The 16,981-nt window shown below is 35.4% G+C and carries 14 protein-coding genes and 3 pseudogenes; 6 read left to right on the top strand and 11 right to left on the bottom strand.

The annotated features are described in order from the left end of the window. The first annotated feature begins 49 nt into the window (after positions 1–49). A complete protein-coding gene (locus OPR58_RS10190; RefSeq protein ID WP_265022618.1) occupies positions 50–352 on the top strand; it encodes a hypothetical protein in 303 nt (100 codons plus the stop codon). Positions 353–384: 32 nt separating this feature from the next. On the opposite strand, the gene tnpC (OPR58_RS10195) is transcribed toward OPR58_RS10190, so the two are convergent. Continuing rightward, on the bottom strand, positions 385–1,344 hold the full coding sequence (gene tnpC, locus OPR58_RS10195) for an IS66 family transposase (protein WP_320109902.1): 960 nt from the start codon (positions 1,342–1,344) through the stop codon (positions 385–387). Between the two features lie 213 nt (positions 1,345–1,557). Here tnpC (OPR58_RS10195) and OPR58_RS10200 point away from each other — a divergent pair. After that, positions 1,558–1,962, top strand: a pseudogene (locus OPR58_RS10200) (IS110 family transposase); the annotation flags it as partial. Positions 1,963–1,988: 26 nt separating this feature from the next. Here OPR58_RS10200 and tnpC (OPR58_RS10205) read toward each other — a convergent pair. The 4 genes and pseudogenes from tnpC (OPR58_RS10205) to OPR58_RS10220 form a co-directional block, all read right to left on the bottom strand. After that, positions 1,989–3,332, bottom strand: a complete 1,344-nt coding sequence (gene tnpC / locus OPR58_RS10205; RefSeq protein ID WP_265022247.1) for an IS66 family transposase — start codon at positions 3,330–3,332, stop codon at positions 1,989–1,991. A gap of 210 nt (positions 3,333–3,542) precedes the next feature. Then, positions 3,543–4,734, bottom strand: a pseudogene (locus OPR58_RS10210) (IS256 family transposase). Between the two features lie 245 nt (positions 4,735–4,979). Next, positions 4,980–5,435 carry an outer membrane lipid asymmetry maintenance protein MlaD gene (gene mlaD / locus OPR58_RS10215; protein ID WP_010404199.1) on the bottom strand — a complete coding sequence of 152 codons (456 nt, stop codon included), beginning with the start codon at positions 5,433–5,435 and terminating at the stop codon, positions 4,980–4,982. 2 nt (positions 5,436–5,437) lie between these two features. Beyond that, positions 5,438–5,743 carry an NADH-ubiquinone oxidoreductase subunit NDUFA12 family protein gene (locus OPR58_RS10220; RefSeq protein ID WP_010404196.1) on the bottom strand — a complete coding sequence of 102 codons (306 nt, stop codon included), beginning with the start codon at positions 5,741–5,743 and terminating at the stop codon, positions 5,438–5,440. A 64-nt stretch (positions 5,744–5,807) separates the two neighbouring features. On the opposite strand from OPR58_RS10220, the gene OPR58_RS10225 reads away from it, so the two are divergent. Together OPR58_RS10225 and rodA are read left to right on the top strand one after the other, a co-directional pair. After that, positions 5,808–7,256, top strand: coding sequence for a proton-conducting transporter transmembrane domain-containing protein (locus tag OPR58_RS10225; protein WP_320109891.1), 1,449 nt, complete (start codon positions 5,808–5,810; stop codon positions 7,254–7,256). A gap of 45 nt (positions 7,257–7,301) precedes the next feature. Then, positions 7,302–8,405 carry a rod shape-determining protein RodA gene (gene rodA, locus OPR58_RS10230; RefSeq protein ID WP_320109913.1) on the top strand — a complete coding sequence of 368 codons (1,104 nt, stop codon included), beginning with the start codon at positions 7,302–7,304 and terminating at the stop codon, positions 8,403–8,405. A 48-nt stretch (positions 8,406–8,453) separates the two neighbouring features. Here the strand turns inward: rodA and OPR58_RS10235 are convergent, their stop codons facing one another. The 4 genes and pseudogenes from OPR58_RS10235 to terL all read right to left on the bottom strand — a co-directional run bounded on the left by OPR58_RS10235 (position 8,454) and on the right by terL (position 12,312). Then, positions 8,454–9,695 carry an IscS subfamily cysteine desulfurase gene (locus tag OPR58_RS10235; protein ID WP_265022621.1) on the bottom strand — a complete coding sequence of 414 codons (1,242 nt, stop codon included), beginning with the start codon at positions 9,693–9,695 and terminating at the stop codon, positions 8,454–8,456. Between the two features lie 170 nt (positions 9,696–9,865). Beyond that, positions 9,866–10,321 carry a hypothetical protein gene (locus tag OPR58_RS10240; protein ID WP_265023197.1) on the bottom strand — a complete coding sequence of 152 codons (456 nt, stop codon included), beginning with the start codon at positions 10,319–10,321 and terminating at the stop codon, positions 9,866–9,868. 57 nt (positions 10,322–10,378) lie between these two features. After that, on the bottom strand, positions 10,379–10,756 hold the full coding sequence (locus tag OPR58_RS10245; protein WP_265022622.1) for an ankyrin repeat domain-containing protein: 378 nt from the start codon (positions 10,754–10,756) through the stop codon (positions 10,379–10,381). 121 nt (positions 10,757–10,877) lie between these two features. Next, a pseudogene (gene terL, locus OPR58_RS10250) lies at positions 10,878–12,312 on the bottom strand (phage terminase large subunit). A gap of 346 nt (positions 12,313–12,658) precedes the next feature. Between terL and map the strand changes: the two are divergent. Continuing rightward, positions 12,659–13,441 (top strand): type I methionyl aminopeptidase, encoded by a 783-nt coding sequence (map, locus tag OPR58_RS10255; RefSeq protein WP_010403864.1) that lies wholly within the window; start codon positions 12,659–12,661, stop codon positions 13,439–13,441. Positions 13,442–13,471: 30 nt separating this feature from the next. Here map and OPR58_RS10260 read toward each other — a convergent pair whose 3' ends face one another. Continuing rightward, positions 13,472–14,683: an MFS transporter gene (locus tag OPR58_RS10260; RefSeq protein WP_265022623.1), complete on the bottom strand. Its 1,212-nt coding sequence runs from the start codon at positions 14,681–14,683 to the stop codon at positions 13,472–13,474. A gap of 205 nt (positions 14,684–14,888) precedes the next feature. On the opposite strand from OPR58_RS10260, the gene rsmH reads away from it, so the two are divergent. Then, positions 14,889–15,773, top strand: coding sequence for a 16S rRNA (cytosine(1402)-N(4))-methyltransferase RsmH (gene rsmH / locus OPR58_RS10265; RefSeq protein WP_265022624.1), 885 nt, complete (start codon positions 14,889–14,891; stop codon positions 15,771–15,773). A gap of 827 nt (positions 15,774–16,600) precedes the next feature. Here the strand turns inward: rsmH and OPR58_RS10270 are convergent. Beyond that, positions 16,601–16,900 (bottom strand): ETC complex I subunit, encoded by a 300-nt coding sequence (locus OPR58_RS10270; protein WP_265022625.1) that lies wholly within the window; start codon positions 16,898–16,900, stop codon positions 16,601–16,603. Positions 16,901–16,981 lie beyond the last annotated feature (81 nt).

A 16,981-nucleotide genomic window follows, 5' to 3' on the forward strand; every position in this document is an offset into this window, starting at 1 on the left:
GCTTTTATACTCTAATTTAATTCCAGCTTTGACTATATAGGAGGTCACAATGTCAAACAATATCTATAGCGATCAAGTTAATAATAGTAATTTATATGCCAACAAACTTTTTTATGGTGAAGAGGGTGAGCAAGTCGAAAATCTAGGAGATCAGGTTGCGGGAAAAGAGGATGATAAATCAGAAGAAGATTTACTTCGTGACTGTAGAGATGAAACTAAGAAGGCAAAAGATAAGTTAATAAAGTGTAAAAAAGATGCTGTGGAATCACAAAGAGAAATTACACAATTAGAAGCAGAAGCTAGTGAATTAAAGTCACAGGTTCAAGAAGAAAGAGAGAAGGTAGAACAGTAACCGTTCACGGATTGTGAGAATGAATTAAAGAACTAAGCAGTGACAGCTACTAGATTCTGTAGCTTTTGAAAGGGGTTCTGGCCATTTAGACGTGATGTCAAAAATATCGACAACATTCTTTCCACGAATCTTTCTCCACGTTCTGACCAGGTGAAAAAGCTGTTTTTACGATAAATTACGTACCGTCTAATTTGCCGTTCTGCAAGGTTATTAGTTGTTTCTATCACTTCAGGTTTTCTTAAAAACTTCCACATCATATCCTCAGATCGTAACATCTTAGCGGCCATTCTTGAAGCTTGAGTGCTATTTGCAACCCTCGTCATTTTACGTAAAAAATGTTTTACCCTTTTCCGAATTTTTCGCACCAGTCGATAAAATCTCAAATTATCTATCAAATTTTGTTTTTTTGCCTTATCTACTACAAACACCTTATTGCTGAGCGATTTTAGTGCTTGGCCAATTTTGCTCACTTCAACATTTTTACTATGGGCAAATCTCTCAAAATCTCTTGCCAGATGTGCCCAACATATCTGTCTATTTTCACGATTGAAGTAATTGTATACAGCGTATCTATCGCTCACAACTATACCATCATATTCTGGCAGTAAACTCTTCAACACCTTCTTACCACGAGACTCGCTTACCTTCAGAAGTGTCAACGCTTTGTTTGTTATTACCCAACTCCAGCCTCTCTTTCCTTGATTTCTGTGCCCTGTTTCGTCTATATGCAAATACTCGCTTCCTTGCAACTCTTCCTTCATTTTCTCATATTCAGATGCACACTTCTTCGATACCCTGCGTTCAGTATTTGAGACTAAACCAAGGCTTATATTTAGATTAAAAATACTGCCCAAAATTTGCTGTACCTCTCTTTTTGAGTTAATAAAAAAGCCGCTAAGGCTGCTTATAACTGTTTTAGCATTGGGTCCTAGAAAATCTCTTGCAACACCTTCGGGTAAATTTGCTGTAATTCTTTTATTACATACTCTTATATGTTAAAAACAAGTCTTTATAAATGTCACGAAATGGCGGTATAAAGACACGCAGAGAGGAGGAACCGTACATACTCTTGGTCATAAGGACCGTTTTGCAGCAAGGTTCTCCTCTCTGGTTTATTATACTGAAAGTTCCGAACAACTGGTTGAGCTTTTAGGCTCGTATATAAGGGTGGAAAATGCAGTATACACATTATTTATGGAGGGATTATGAATTTATCAAATATTATTACTGGCATTGATATTAGCAAAAATAAACTAGATATCCATATTCATCCACTTGGACATCATAAAGTATTTGAAAATAACGTTCAAGCTATTGATCAAATAATCGACTTTTTGCGTTTACATAACGTAACCAAAGTTCGACTTGAAGCAACTGGTGGGTACGAAAAATTATGTGCTTATACTTTATTAAGCCATGGTTTTGAAGTATATGTCATTCAACCAAGATGGGTGAGAGATTATGCAAAAAGCCTTGGTATTGCTACTAAAACTGATAAAATAGACTGTAGCATCATCTCACGTTATGTTAGTAATACAGACATGCGTGTCACTCCTTTAAAAGTTAGTAGTATTGACTGTTTGAAGCAAAAATTATCTCGCAGGAATCAACGTAACCGTTCACGGAATATTCCCAATTAGGCAGGAATAGCGACTAAATTCTGTAGTTTCTGGACAGGATTCTGATCATTCAAACGTGCAGTCAAAAATATCGAAAGCATTCTTTCAATGAACTTTTCTCCACGTTCTGACCAAGTGAAAAAACTATTTTTACGATAAATGACGTACCGTCTAGCCTGACGTTCTGCAAGGTTATTGGTTGTCTCGATCAGATCAGGATTGCGCACGAATCTCCACATCATATCTTCAGAACGTAGTATATTGGCAGCCATTCTCGAGGCCTGAGTTCCTTTTGCAACCCTTGTTATCTCTCGCAAAAAATGTTTCACCCTTTTTCGAATCTTCCTCATTAACCGGAAAAATCTTAAATTGTCTATCAGGTTTTGTTTACGTGCTCTATCTACCACAAATACCCTGTTGCTCAGCGATTTTAATGCTGCGCCAATTCTGCTCACTTCAACATTTTTACTGTAAAAAAACCTTTCAAAGTCCCTTGCTAAATGGGCCCAGCATATCTGTCTGTTTTCACGATTAAAGTAATTATACGCAGCATACCTATCGCTTATAACTATTCCATCATACTCTGGCAATAGCCCTTTTAATATCTTCTTTCCGCGAGATCCAACTAACTTCATAAGTGTTGCTGTTTTATTCGTTACTACCCAACTCCAACCTTTCTTTCCCTGGTTCCTATGGCTTGTTTCATCTATATGTAAATACTTGCTTTTCCGTAGCTCTTCTCTTATTTTTTCGTATTCAGATATACATTTTTCTGATACTCTACCCTCGGTCTTTGATACCAAACCTAGGCTTATATTCAGATTAAATATGCTGCTCAAAATTTGCTGTACTTCCCTTTTTGAATTGATAAAAAATCCACTAAAACTGCTAATTACTGCTTTTGCATTAGCTCCTAAAAGATCCCTTGTCACACCTTCAGGCAGACTAGCTGAGATCCTTTTCTTACACGCCTTACAGTAGCCTTTTTGTAGCCTATATTCAGTCACTATCGGTTTAATTTTTGGCAATTCAACCTTTTGATGCACAGTTTCTTCTTCTAAAATAACTTGGCTTCCACACATGCAAATTGTATCAATTGAACATTTTACCACCTCATCTGCTACCATCAATTCCCGCTTGTGCGCTTCATGTCCTGGCTGCCCGCCTGGTTTTTTATCGCTCTTCTTTTTTGTCTTTTTGCGATATACATCTTGCGATGGTGGCAGCGATGAATTTTTTGAATTTAAACCCAGCTTATCCTCTAGCTCAATTATTTTTGTCCTTAACTTATCATTCTCTGCTTTCAGAGTACCAACTTCTGACTCCAATACCACAATCTTTTCTTGTAGCACCTCTATCATCAACCCCTCATCTATCTAGTTTATTGTTTTTTATACTAATTATGCAATTTTTGTAAACTACTTTCTTATACCGTGAATGGACAAAGTTGATAAGCCTAAACGCCATCATGTCTTTAGGAGAGTCTGCTAATGAAGGCTCTTAAGTTGACGCCATTGCGTGAACGGTTACTCAAAAAGGGAGTGTTAAATAAACTGTGTCAAACCGCATTTTTAATTCAACTCAATTTTTAACCTACAAGAAAAAAAGATATCAAGTTGAGAGATAGTTAAAGGCCAATCATGTATAGGCATAGCCCATTTTTCTCTTACCTTTTTTATAGCACAATATACCTGTTAATACAAGGCATTTGTGCTAGTAAATGAGCCCTTAGTTTTAGTAAATTTTCTGATCTGTCTATGTAGTCCCTCAATAGGATTTGTGGTATAAATTAACTTTCTTACAGGGCCAGAATATTTTAAATAACTAGACAAATTTTCCCAATTATTCTGCCAAAACCAACGGATATTTTTCTCCCCATTTTTCCTCGAGCTCAAGCAAATAATTTTCGGCAATTTCTCTACTTGCAGCACGGTATATTTTTTTCAAATCATTCATGAAAATTTTCACATCTTTGCTCGATGCATATTTCAGTGAATTTCTTATCTGATGTACAATACATAGTTGTATTTCTGCTTTAGGAAATACACTGTTTATTGCTTTAGGAAAGCTTTTTAGCCCATCTACACATACAATCAGGATATCTTCTACTCCTTTCTCTTTTAAGTCATTTAACATCCCTAGCCAAAAGTTAGCTCCCTCACTTTCTGCTATATAAAAGCCTAAAACTTCTTTCCTTTCATTCTGCTAATATATTCTACATATATTTACTTACGCAATGCCCGTCTTCTTTGACCTTAAAAAACCATAAACACTATTGGATACACTGATTGCAGTGGACGACTACGCCACTCATTTATTACAGGCAATAATTTATCAGTAATACTTGATATCTCCGCTACAGATATTTTATATCTCTTCTACATGCGACTCTATATCTCTATATACCATGCCACTGGCATATGTACTTAAAACCTTTGCTTCAAGTTCGGTTGTTTGCCTTTTTCTGACTACTTGTGGCTCAAAGCTTCCTTCCCTATCTCTTGGTGTCAATAACTCAAATGAACCTGCACTTGTCCGTAAAGTCTTTGAATTTCTTCAATTTCTTCGATTATTTTCTTCGCTTTTAGCCGACAAGTGATTTTTTATTTCACCTTCCAGAATCGCTTCCAGTAGCCTTTTTACAAACGGTGTTAATGCACCATCTCTTTCCGTCAATGGTCTTCCTTCTCGTATAGACGATAAGATATTTGTTTCTAATTCTTTATAGTCTACCAAACCGGTAGTTCTGTTTGCTTGACTGATTGTCAAACCTCCATTTTTTGTTTCTATTTTATTTTTACTTCTCGGTTTGACACAGTTTATTTAACACTTCCCTAAGTACGTAAGAAAAAACACTCCTATACTGAAAGTACAAGCATTTGTTGAGATTATTAGGAATGTAAAACCTAGCAGAAATCTTGATAATTCAAACGCTGAACAACTTCAAGCTATTGATAGAAAAATCCCTTAATTGTACATAGGCCAAGTTGGCTTATGTGTTCTTATTCTCACTTTGTAAACATGCCAATAATTTTATCCATTATTCCGCCCATATTTGCTTCAGCTTGAGTGTGTGCTATCTTACCACCGTGTGAAATTAATTTGGGATCTGCGCCAGGTGATATATTAACAAATTTACTACCAACAACTCCACTGCTAGTGATTAGGGCTGAGCTATCAACTGGGAGTTTTATATCCCTACTTATACACATGTCGATTCGTGCTATGTAGGTAGCTTTGTCGAGTGATACACCAGTTATGCTTCCGACTTCCACACCAGAGATCTTGACACTATCACCAACTCCTACACCGTTAGCATCAGTAAAAAGGCCATGTATTTTATAACAATCCTTATAGTTTTTCTTTATGTAAGATAATTTATCAATAGCGAAGAAGATAAGAAAAACAGTAAAAATTAATACAAATGAACCAGCAGTTATTTCAAGTATATTTGACCTTCGCATCTTTAGTTATTAGGATTCCAGCTTTCATAGTAATTTTTCACCTTTTGGTTTGGGTAGTATGCATCTTTTGTACCTGTTAAATTAGGAATTTTTCTTTTGTTATTATTCACTGGTACTGCATTATCAGTATAATGCAGCCATATATGCCATGCTGGAGGAATTGTTGTAGGCTCAGAAACATTGTCATATATTACCCATCTTTTTCCTTTACTTGATTCATAGTAAGAATTTCCGTTTTCGTCCCTTCCTATAAGTTCACCTTCTCTCCGCAATAGGCTCGTTACTGCATTATAAATTTTAGACAACATAAAGGTGTTAAAACAAAAAGTATTATATATACTAATACTTTAACGATGTATTAACAACAGTTTAATGCAATTACCAATTCTACAAGTTATTATACCAATAATTGCATCGATGTTCTGCTTTCTTACCAGGAAACATAGGGTGTCCTGGTTTATCTCTTTTTTTACAACGGCAGCTACTTTCTTTATTTCATTAATGTTGCTAGTGAAAACATACAATGGTGAAATTATAACTTATTATCTTGGAGATTGGGCTCCTCCATACGGAATAGAGTTGAGAATCGACATATTGAACTCCTTGATTCTAACTTTGGTGAATTTTATAGCGCTGATTAGTGTGCTTTATAGCTTTCATATTAATGAAAAAGAGATTAGCAAAAACAAAATCATTGGTTTTTATTCTCTATTTTTACTGTGCTTGAGTGGATTACTCGGAATTTTAGTAACAAACGATATATTCAACCTTTATGTCTTTTTAGAAATTTCATCTCTTTCTTCTTATGTTTTAGTTTCAATGGGAAGGGATAAGAAAGCTTTAGTTGCAGCATTTGAATACCTCATTAGTGGTACTGTAGGAGCAACATTTTACTTGTTTGGCATCGGCCTTTTATACTCTATGACCGGAACGCTCAACATGTCTGACATGGCTGAAAGAATAGTACCATTATACGATAATAACATCATAAGACTTGGTACATTATTCATTTTTGTTGGTCTCTCAATCAAAATGGCACTGTTTCCACTCAGTAAATGGCTAGTTAATGCGTATAGTGAAGCACCAAGCTTCATTAGCGTATTCTTTTCAGGTACAGTAACCAAAGTGATGATATATGTTTTTATCAGAATCTTTTACAATGTTTTTCAGCAAAATTTTTTCTTACCACTGCATAATGTGATAATTATCCTCGCACTTTGCGCTATTGTATTTGGATCAATATCTGCAATAATCGAAAAAGATATAAAAAGACTGTTTGCTCACTCCAGTATCAGTCAGATTGGCTATATACTTTTAATGCTGGGTTTAAATTCAAAATCAGGTTTGTTTTCAGCAGTTCTTCACATAGTAAATCATAGCATGATAAAAACGTCTTTATTCATGGTTGCAGGGTGTATTTCTTATAAATTTGGTATGACAAAGATAGAAAATTTGTCAGGACTAAAAAAGTCAATGCCCTATACAACACTCGCATTTACTCTACTTAGTTTAGCATTAATCGGTGTACCCTTGACAAATGGCTTTGTAAGTAAGTGGTATATGATGCAAGCAATTCTTGAATCTCATGCATGGATTTCCCTTACAGTTTTTGCTGCTGGCTCTTTTCTTGCACTAATATATATGTGGAGGGTGGTAGAGAAAATGTATTTTGAAAATAGCGCAGCATCAAACACTGAAATGACACTTAATGAGGTACCATTACTTATGCTCTTTTGTCTATTATTTATGGCAATTTTAACGATAATAACTGGGATATATAGTAGTCCAATTCGTTTGGTAATTAATAAATTTGCTTTTTGATTTTCTTATGTTTTATTGTATCTAAAAGTCTGTAAAGTTTTCGCTGTGGATAAGCTGAAGAAGATTCACTTATTATTAGTCATGAACGTAATAGCTCTGTTTTGCGTTGGCATTGTTGTTCAATATTCTTCTGCTGGAGGAAAGTGGGCTCCATTTGCAATTCACCAATTGGTCATATTCTCTTTCTTCCTTTTGCTTGCTATAGCTATGTCATTTATAGAGCTAGATTTTTATTTGAAGCACGCTTATTTTTTTTACATAGCAGCAGTAATTGCGCTGTTAGCAGTAAATTTTTTTGGCTCGCATATAATGGGTGCAACGAGATGGATAAGAATTGGGTCAATTAGTTTACAACCATCAGAATTTGTAAAAGTGGGCTTAATACTTGCACTTGCTCGTTATTTTAATAAACAAAGTGTGTATAAAATGATGAAATTTCAAAGTTTATTTAAGCCACTTATAATTATTTTCTTACCTGTATTCCTTGTATTGAAGCAACCTAATTTAGGAACAGCTGTAATAATATTGTTTATAGGAGCATCAATTATATTCACAGCAATAATGGAAAGACCTCATTTAATAATTTTTGGAACGCTTGGCATTTTCGCAATACCAGCTATTTGGCCTTTTTTGCGCCCTTATCACAAGCAAAGGATATTATCATTTTTGGATTCATCAGTAGATCCACTTGGAATAGGTTATAATGCACAGCAATCTCAAATAGCTATTGGTTCAGGAGGTTTGTTTGGTAAGGGGTTTGTTAATGGGAGTCAAACTCAACTTGGATTTTTGCCAGAGAAACGCACAGATTTTGCTTTTGCGGTACTTAGTGAGGAATGGGGGTTCTTAGGCAGCATGGCTTTGATTTTACTCTATACCACATTGCTTGCTATAATATTCTCCATTGCTTACAGGTCAAAAAATTACTTTTCTAAGTTAATATCTATCGGGGTTTTCGCCTTTTTTGGTGCTCATTTCTTTATAAACATTGGAATGACAATAGGCCTATTACCTATAATAGGTGACCCACTTCCATTTCTATCCTATGGCGGAAGCACAACTGCTGCGAGCTTAATATGTATAGGATTGCTACTTAGTTCCGTGACATCTACAAAGGACTTAAAGCTAAGTTTCCGATTTTACCCATAGAAAGAGCTTAGACAACCATCACTCTGCTAATGGCTAACGTCTTATTCTTCAATGAGAATCCCATTTTACGGTGCTTAAATCTATTCCCTCTTGTACCATTTCCCAAAGTGGGCTCATCTCTCTTAGCCGTCCAACATTTTTAGTAACAAGATCTGCCGCGTATAGAACTTCATCTTTAGTTGTAAATCGGCCAAGGCCAAATCTAATTGATGAATGCTCAAGATCGTGGCCATTGTTTAGTGATCTTATGACATAAGAAGGTTCAAGAGATGCGGATGTGCATGCAGAACCAGAGCTTACTGCTAAATCCTTGATTGCCATGATAAGAGACTCACCCTCAACATAAGGAAAACTTAAGTTAAGGTTACCTGGAATCCTATTTTCGTAGTTACCATTTAAAACAACATCAGGAAATGCCTCTTTTATTTTGTTGTACAAAATATCTCTCAACTCTTCTAATTTGCTTGCTTCTATTTCCATTTCTTCTTTAGCGATACGTGCCGCTTCACCAAAACCAACTGCAAGGGGAGTAGGAACTGTTCCAGAGCGCATGCCTCTCTCCTGTCCACCACCACTAATTAGTGGCGTCAACCTAACACGAGGATTTTTTCTACGGACATATAATGCACCTATTCCCATAGGTCCATAAATTTTATGGCTAGAAAGGCTCATAAGATCAATGTTCATTTCATTTACGTCTATTGGAACTTTTCCAAAGCTTTGAGCAGCGTCTGTATGAAAAAATATATTATGCTTTCTACACATTGCACCAATTTCTTTGACAGGTTGCATTACTCCGATCTCATTATTTGCCATCATCACTGAAATCAGAATTGTTTTATCAGTGATTGCCTCCTCAAGTTTCAACAAATCTATAATTCCGTTTTGCTTAACGGACAAATATGTAACTTTGAAGCCTTCATTTTCCAGATGTCGACAAGAATCTAAAACGCACTTATGCTCTGTGCAGACAGTTATTATATGATTTCCCTTATTCTTATAAAAATGAGCAACACCTTTGATAGCCATGTTATTTGATTCGGTTGCACCCGAGGTAAAGACGATTTCTTTGCTGTCTGCATTCACTAAATCAGCAATGTGCTTCCTTGCTTTTTCTACTGCTTCCTCAGCTGTCCAACCAAATGAATGGCTACGAGAGTGTGCATTACTAAACTCACCAAAATAAGGTATCATCACCTCTAAAACACGAGGATCTACTTTAGTAGTAGATTGATAATCGAGAAATATTGGTAATTTTATTTTAACATTGCGTATTTTTTCCATATTCATAGTCAGGTTTCAGCATAGAAGTTACAACATTTAGTAGCACTAAAGCTTAATTTTTTCAAGATATAATCTTGCCTAAATGAAAGTTGTCAGCGCTCTCTCCTACGTTATTCCAGTGTCCCTGTAATGTCATTTTCTATGATCAGTGTTTATGCAGCTAGGTCGAATACGCGCTAGGTAACCCTACTAGTGCTAGCAGCTTCTTGACGCCCATCCATTAAGACTGCTACTCCATCAACTTTAGTACTGGGCTTTAACATCATATATGTAGCACCACCAACTGCTAGTCCTGTTGCTATAACTGCAACCACTGCTATTGGTGTAGAGGGTTTTGACTCAGCTGTAACTATTCCAGTTGCAGAAAGTGCTTTCGCTATTAAAACACCTGATAATGCAGTTGTACTACCGGCAAAAAAACCTTTCGCAATTGCTGATGTACGTTGTTTTTCCTCTTTAGCTAAATTCCTAGAAGCAGTTCTAGCATGATTTTTCACATTAACATAGGAGCCTTCACGTTTTTTTGGCGGAGTAAATACATAATCTCTTCGAATAGCCAAAGATAAAGGTGTCACTCCATAGTCATCTTTTATATTAATATTCGCACCGTTTCTTACGAGAGATTCTACCACGTCTGCATGGCCATTCATAAGAGCTAAATGTAAAGGTGTCCATCCCTCCTTATCTTCTTATTCATTAATCCTGATTTCATCTTTTTCCAACAGAGCATCTACTACCTCTTTATAACCATTTTCAGCAGCTAAATGTAAAGGTGTCTTTTTATTTTTATCTTTTATATTAACATCTATCCCTTTTGTTACTATTAAAGCCTTTGTCAAGCTCGTATAGCCTAACTTAGCAGTTAAATGTAATAATGTGAATTCATTATCTCCAACTTCAAATTTATAATTTACATAAAAATTACTCTCTTCCCACTGTTTAAATACCTCTTCATTGCTTGCCTTTAGCTCTTCTTTTACTTTTTCAATTACGTTCCTTTTATCTAATTTATTATCACTATTAACCGTACTTAATATTTCCCGCCACTGCTGATAATTTATTGTCATAATTTTTACCCTAATCTTAAATAATTTATTTTAATTTTTAAATAATTAAAATAAGAAATCAATATTTATTTTAAATGAGCTTATAATCGAAATTGTGGGTAGCAAATTATTGCCTCTTGGATCACAATGTTCGTATAGCTGCAACCCTGAAGCTACTATCTCTCATCCACTGAAGGTATTGCACAGCGCTATCTACTTGATCGTCGTGGCGGGTTTCTGGAAACATTAAAATCTCATACTCAAAATCGCTGAGCCATACTGCTTGGTGTGGCAGAAAAACCTTGCCAGATTCTATTATCGGAACAATCTGGTGGAATCGAGCAAGTTTGCCACCGTGTGGCACTATCCCGATAATAGGTATTGCCTTGAGCTCTTGAATCAATTGCTGACCGCTTGTTTTTGCTTCGATTAAAATTGCGTGTGGCTTCCATCTTGCAGCTAGTGATAGAACTTGTTCTTTAAGTTTTGGATACTCAAGCTTTGCACGGTACACATCGAGTAAATAAAACTTATTATTCACCTTTGTCCAGGTGGTGCAGACACTAAAGCCGCTAGAATCGTTTGTTGAAACAGCAGTGTCCCAGCTCTGAGTTATATGTGAGAGATTGTCAGGAAAATTTCTATAGCGTTTCAACCATTCTTGCTTAATTATACCACTTGAAAGTGGCAGAGGATTTTGTTGATATTGAGCAGCAAAAGCGTAACTCCCAAGTTCAGCCTTTATCATTTCAATTTCTCCTACATCTAGGGGATATAGCAGCTGACCTTCCTTTTTTAAGTATAAAATCCTTGAAGATGTAGCGCCTGTTGAGCTTTTGCACTCATTTGTAGTTACTCGAATAATAGGAACAGGAGAAGGGAGAATTGATCTTTTGATTGAATAGATAATTTCCTTATTTTCAGAAATCATCGGTAAACAAACATGATGCCATATATTTATCGGTTTGGAGAGAAGATGCCCAGTTAAATCCTCCCGATGTAGTCTGTGCATCACAACAACGATAACTCCTTTTTTCCTGTCATTGAGCCTAGTTACTAAAGTCTGATCAAACCAATTTGTAGCACGTTTTCTAAACGTTTCACTCAAAGCTTGAGAGGAACTCAGTGGATCATCCACAACGATAAAATCACCACCTTCACCAGTTAATGTTCCACCAACAGATGTTGCAATCCTACATCCTCTCTGCACTGTTTGAAATTTATATTTAGTGTTCTGGTCTTTACATAGCTCTACCTCTGGAAATAGCGCTCTATACCAACTAGACTGCATTACGCACCTGGTGTCGAGCGAATGCTTTTCGCTAAGCCGCTGAGAATAGCTTGCAACTATTATTCTTGCAGTTGGCTGATTACCGAGTATCCATGCGGGCCATGCAACACTCACGCACATAGACTTCATTGAGCGCGGAGGGCATATTGAATATTATTCGCTTCACTGTGCCAGTACCTGCTGCTTCAAGCCTGTCTGCTATGATTTTTATATAATGATAATTGTTATACTCACACCCCGGCATTACCGTTTGAAAGCATAGTTCGATAAATTTTAAAAAGTTCATGTTAGTCTCCTATAGTGTTAGTGGAATTTACTTTATGGTGGTGTCAGCCTCTTTGGTGTCATCTCAGCGTCCTTTTTCTTGTCATCCAAGTAGCCCTTTCCTTGTCATTCCAGTGCTTGACACTGGAATCTAGTTTCACCTTATGATGGTGTTATTCAAGTAGCCTCTATCCAAGTGCCCCTTTGGTGTCATCAGAGTAGCTGACACTGGGATGACAGGAAAAAAAGGCATTCTGATGACACTATTTTTTGTACTTTTGCATTCAATATTCGTACAATTATGTGTCAAGCAGTGGAATGACATTATCTACTATGCAAGATGTGAATTATAATAAGAAATGGAAGATATGAACATAACTATACATTCACAAGAAGACTTTGACTTTATGCGTAAAGCTGGCAGGCTTGCAGCTGAAACCCTTGATTTTATTGCACCATACGTCAAAGTAGGCGTAACAACTAATGAATTAAATGATCTATGTCATGATTTTATAATCAATGCAGGTGCAATTCCAGCACCACTGAATTATAAGGGATATCCGAAATCAATTTGTACTTCGAAAAATGCTGTTGTATGTCATGGTATTCCTGATGATAAACCTCTTAAAGATGGAGATATTTTAAATATTGACGTTACAGTGATTTTAAATGGCTGGTATGGTGATACAAGTCGCATGTTTTGGACCGGTAAACCCTCAATAAAAGCAAAGCGTTTGTGTAATGCTGCCTACAATGCGCTAATGGAAGCGATAAAACAAGTTAAGCCTGGCAATAAGTTAAATGAAATAGGATTTGCTATAGAAAAATATATTGAAGATTTTGGATATTCTATCGTACGCAATTATTGTGGACATGGCATAGGAAAGGTTTTTCATGCTCCACCAAATGTTGTACATTTTTATGATGAAGGTGAGGATCTTATCTTAAAAGAAGGCATGTTTTTTACGGTAGAACCAATGATCAATGCTGGAAAACATGAAACTCTGCTCAGCAAGCTAGATGGCTGGACAGTGACAACACGTGATCTTTCACTTTCTGCACAGTTTGAGCATACGCTTGGAGTCACAAAAGATGGAGTTGAAATATTTACACTATCACCTAAAAATTGGCATTTTCCACCTTATGATTAGATTTTTTAAACACTTGGTTTTTGAAAAAATCTAACTCTTAACTTGTGATATAGCAACTAACCCAATTAGTGCACAGAAAATCATGTAAAAACTTGCTAAAGTTCCTTGTCCTGTAACTTTGATAATAGTTGTGCATATAAATGGTGCAAGACCACCAAAAAATCCCGAAGCTATATTTCTTGATAAACCAAATCCACTGTATCGTACCTTTATTGGGAATAATTCGCACATAAACGCGCTAACAGGACCAAGAGAAGCAGCTATTGGGATTATAAAAAGAACGTGCGCCATTATGGTGAGCAAATTATTACCACTTAGTATCATTGAAAAAACTGGATAACTTACTACTATAAAAGTCACAAATGCAAATTTCATGACTTTCTCTCTTCCTATCTTATCAGACAGTATTGCAAATAGTATAGTCAGTCCTCCAAGTGCAATTTGGTTCAATATTTCTACTGCGTGATTAAAGTGAGTGTTTATTGTTGATGCAAGTAGATTAAAAAACACTAAATATATGTAAAGAGATGCATTCTCAACTATGTCAACTCCAATTGATATTAGAAAAGGTTTTTTATAGCCATTTAACAGTTCTTTTAAAGGTAATTCATGTGGCTTTTCCTGCTTTTTATATTCTGGGCTTTCATCGAGTATATATCTCATATATATACTGATTAATCCTATTACAAAACTGAAAATAAAAGGCAATCTCCATCCCCAAGATTCAAAATCGGATACTTTTTTGCATATAAGCACCACTATAAGACTTAATATTGAGCCAAGAATTGCGCTCAATACTTCAATACTGCCAAAGAATCCTCTTTTATTTTTAGGAGCATGCTCTATTAAAAATGGGGCATTTCCTACCTCTCCTCCAAGAGATATACCCTGCAATAATCTTAAACATACCACCAGTACTGATGCGAGTACCCCAATGTTCTGATACCCTGGAACAAATGCAATAAGTACGGTTGATAGAGTCATCAATATGATAGAGAGAAATAGAGCAATCCTTCTTCCATATTTATCGCCAATGTGGCCAAATATAGCAGCACCAATTGGTCTTATTAAGAAACCCACTGCAAACACTCCAAAAGCTTTAAGTATGCTGACTAATTTGTCGTCTGATGGAAAAAACACATCTCCGATTATGCTTATTAGATGGCTGAAAAGCATGTGATCATACCACAACAAAGTGTTACAAATTAAACTTGATAGTATTACTTTTGTTATTTGTTGCACGAAATCTTCCGTAATTTGTTTGATATTATAGTAATATTACTTACTTTTTCAAACGTGAATTATGTAAATGTTATATTAATAATATTATCTTATTAAATTTTTATATCGTTGATTATATTTAAATATTCTTATACTATACCTATATATTTCCATATATTTTTTGGCGAGAAAGTTATTTTAATTTAAGTGCACAAAGTCTCTTGATATGACACATACTCCAGTTTTGTTAAAAGAGATGCTATTTCAATTAGCACCACAAAGTGGTGGCATATATGTAGATGCTACATTTGGGGCTGGAGGATATAGCAAAGCAATATTGGAATCCGCTGATTGCAAAGTGTATGCAATTGATAGGGATGAAACAGTTACCAAATTTTATGATGATCTAAATGTTAAATACCCTAATAGAATAAAGTTATTTATTGAAAAGTTTAGTAATATCAAAGATTTATTAGATAGTAATAATATTAAAGGTATCAATGGAATAGTTTTCGACGTTGGAGTTTCATCTATGCAGCTTGATAATGGAGATAGAGGATTCTCATTTCTACGTGATGGCCCACTTAACATGAGCATGGATAACTATTCTCATATGAATGCTTCGACATTTGTTAACGCTTTACGTGAAGAAGAGATTGCAAACACTATATATAATTATGGGGGTGAGCGTCATTCTCGTAAAATCGCAAGAGCGATAGTAAATGCGCGGAAGAAGAAAATTATCAAAACTACATTTGAACTTGCGGATATTGTACGTTCTGTAGTGTTTCGTGGAAAAAGCAAGATTGACCCTGCAACTAGGACATTTCAGGCAATCAGAATATGGGTAAATGATGAGCTAGGAGAGCTTGAAAAGGGTATTAAAGCTGCATCTGAGATTTTAAGTGAAAACGGCAAATTAATTGTAGTTACCTTTCATTCTCTAGAAGATCGTATAGTTAAAACCCTTTTTAAAGATTTGTGTGAACCAGGACCTACCAAGACATTCTCCCTTTTAAACAAAAAAGTGATTAAAGCAAGTGCGGAAGAAATAAATGCAAATCCGCGTGCGCGTTCAGCAAAATTAAGAGCTATACAGAGGTTGTCATGAGAACCTTCTGTATTATTTCAATAACTATGTTTTTACTATAGGGTTATTTAAGGTAAAATTACATGTCCACTCACTAAATAAATAGCTAACACAAATAAAACGTGAAATTAATTTAGTGCAAAGCGGCATAAAAGTCCTGCGAGCAGAGTGGAGTTATTTGAGTAATCCAAAAAAACTTGCAGTCTTACGGAGAAATACCTAAAAAATAACTCTTTGATACTAGGTAACCAGGTTCAACTCTCTAAATAGCCGCAGTGCGTTAGCACAATTTAAAACCTAGAGTAACAATTAGAACCTATCTTGAAAGGGAAATTTGAAATATTAACGTAAAAAATTGCTTCCATATATTTTAAATCTGATTATAATTACAGTTAGAGATATTTTAAGAGCTCAAAATCTATCTTTGTCTGCAGACTTTTCAGTCAAATTTTTAATCAAAAAGCGTAGCGTATCTTCTTCAGAGCATGTAAGTGTGCTTAATTTCTGTCGTATGTGCGCTGCACTTTTTTCTAATCTTTTTTACACAGGAGGATTTTATGTCCAGAATTCCAGATACTTGACCTTTACTTTAGCTAAAAACCAATAGGCGCCTATGGCTAATTAAAATAAAAATTTTTCTAATATATAGAAGAATTACAAAATCACTGTTACTGAAAACGGGGCAAGAAAGCTGCTAATGTCAAAGAATTTTAGGTAAACATTGTTTGCTTGACGTATGAGCGTGCTCTCCTTACTTCAAGAACTCTTTAATATATGCTTAACCACTTAAGTCCTTTCAAGATATGTTCTTAAATTTAGGCTTTTAGATAAACACACTACGATAAAACTTACTTTGATACGAAATTATTCGCATAAGATTTTGGCAGTCTTTTAACATCTTTTGGTATTTCAATTGTGTACTTTGTGTTGTGTTTCTTTGCGTAAGATACTGCTTTTTCAAGAGAATCAAACTTTAATATAATCTGTTTTTGGGGATCTTTTGATCCAAACCACCCCATCAAAGGTTCAATATAGTAAGAACAAGGCTCAATTTTTAGGTGCCAGAATTTTGTATTACCTAAACCAGATTGTGTTGCAGTTTTTGTTGGCTTATAAATCTTAAAAACTACTTGATCGTTAATACTCATAGTCCTTACTACGTAATCTTAAGTATATATCTAAATAAATTTTTCCACAAAGAATTAGTGTGAAAGAATGAAGTTTGAAAT

It is taken from the genome of Wolbachia endosymbiont (group B) of Ischnura elegans (genome assembly GCF_947251585.1).
Lineage (GTDB): Bacteria > Pseudomonadota > Alphaproteobacteria > Rickettsiales > Anaplasmataceae > Wolbachia.

What these genes read in the sequence shown, in the direction of transcription:
- mlaD (WP_010404199.1), bottom strand. Translation starts at nt 5,435, where the DNA reads ATGCGAAGGTCAAATATACTTGAAATAACTGCTGGTTCATTTGTATTA.
- OPR58_RS10220 (WP_010404196.1), bottom strand. Translation starts at nt 5,743, where the DNA reads ATGTTGTCTAAAATTTATAATGCAGTAACGAGCCTATTGCGGAGAGAA.
- OPR58_RS10225 (WP_320109891.1), top strand. Translation starts at nt 5,808, where the DNA reads ATGCAATTACCAATTCTACAAGTTATTATACCAATAATTGCATCGATG.
- OPR58_RS10270 (WP_265022625.1), bottom strand. Translation starts at nt 16,900, where the DNA reads ATGAGTATTAACGATCAAGTAGTTTTTAAGATTTATAAGCCAACAAAA.
- rsmH (WP_265022624.1), top strand. Translation starts at nt 14,889, where the DNA reads ATGACACATACTCCAGTTTTGTTAAAAGAGATGCTATTTCAATTAGCA.
- OPR58_RS10245 (WP_265022622.1), bottom strand. Translation starts at nt 10,756, where the DNA reads ATGACAATAAATTATCAGCAGTGGCGGGAAATATTAAGTACGGTTAAT.
- map (WP_010403864.1), top strand. Translation starts at nt 12,659, where the DNA reads ATGAACATAACTATACATTCACAAGAAGACTTTGACTTTATGCGTAAA.
- OPR58_RS10235 (WP_265022621.1), bottom strand. Translation starts at nt 9,695, where the DNA reads ATGAATATGGAAAAAATACGCAATGTTAAAATAAAATTACCAATATTT.
- tnpC (WP_265022247.1), bottom strand. Translation starts at nt 3,332, where the DNA reads ATGATAGAGGTGCTACAAGAAAAGATTGTGGTATTGGAGTCAGAAGTT.
- OPR58_RS10190 (WP_265022618.1), top strand. Translation starts at nt 50, where the DNA reads ATGTCAAACAATATCTATAGCGATCAAGTTAATAATAGTAATTTATAT.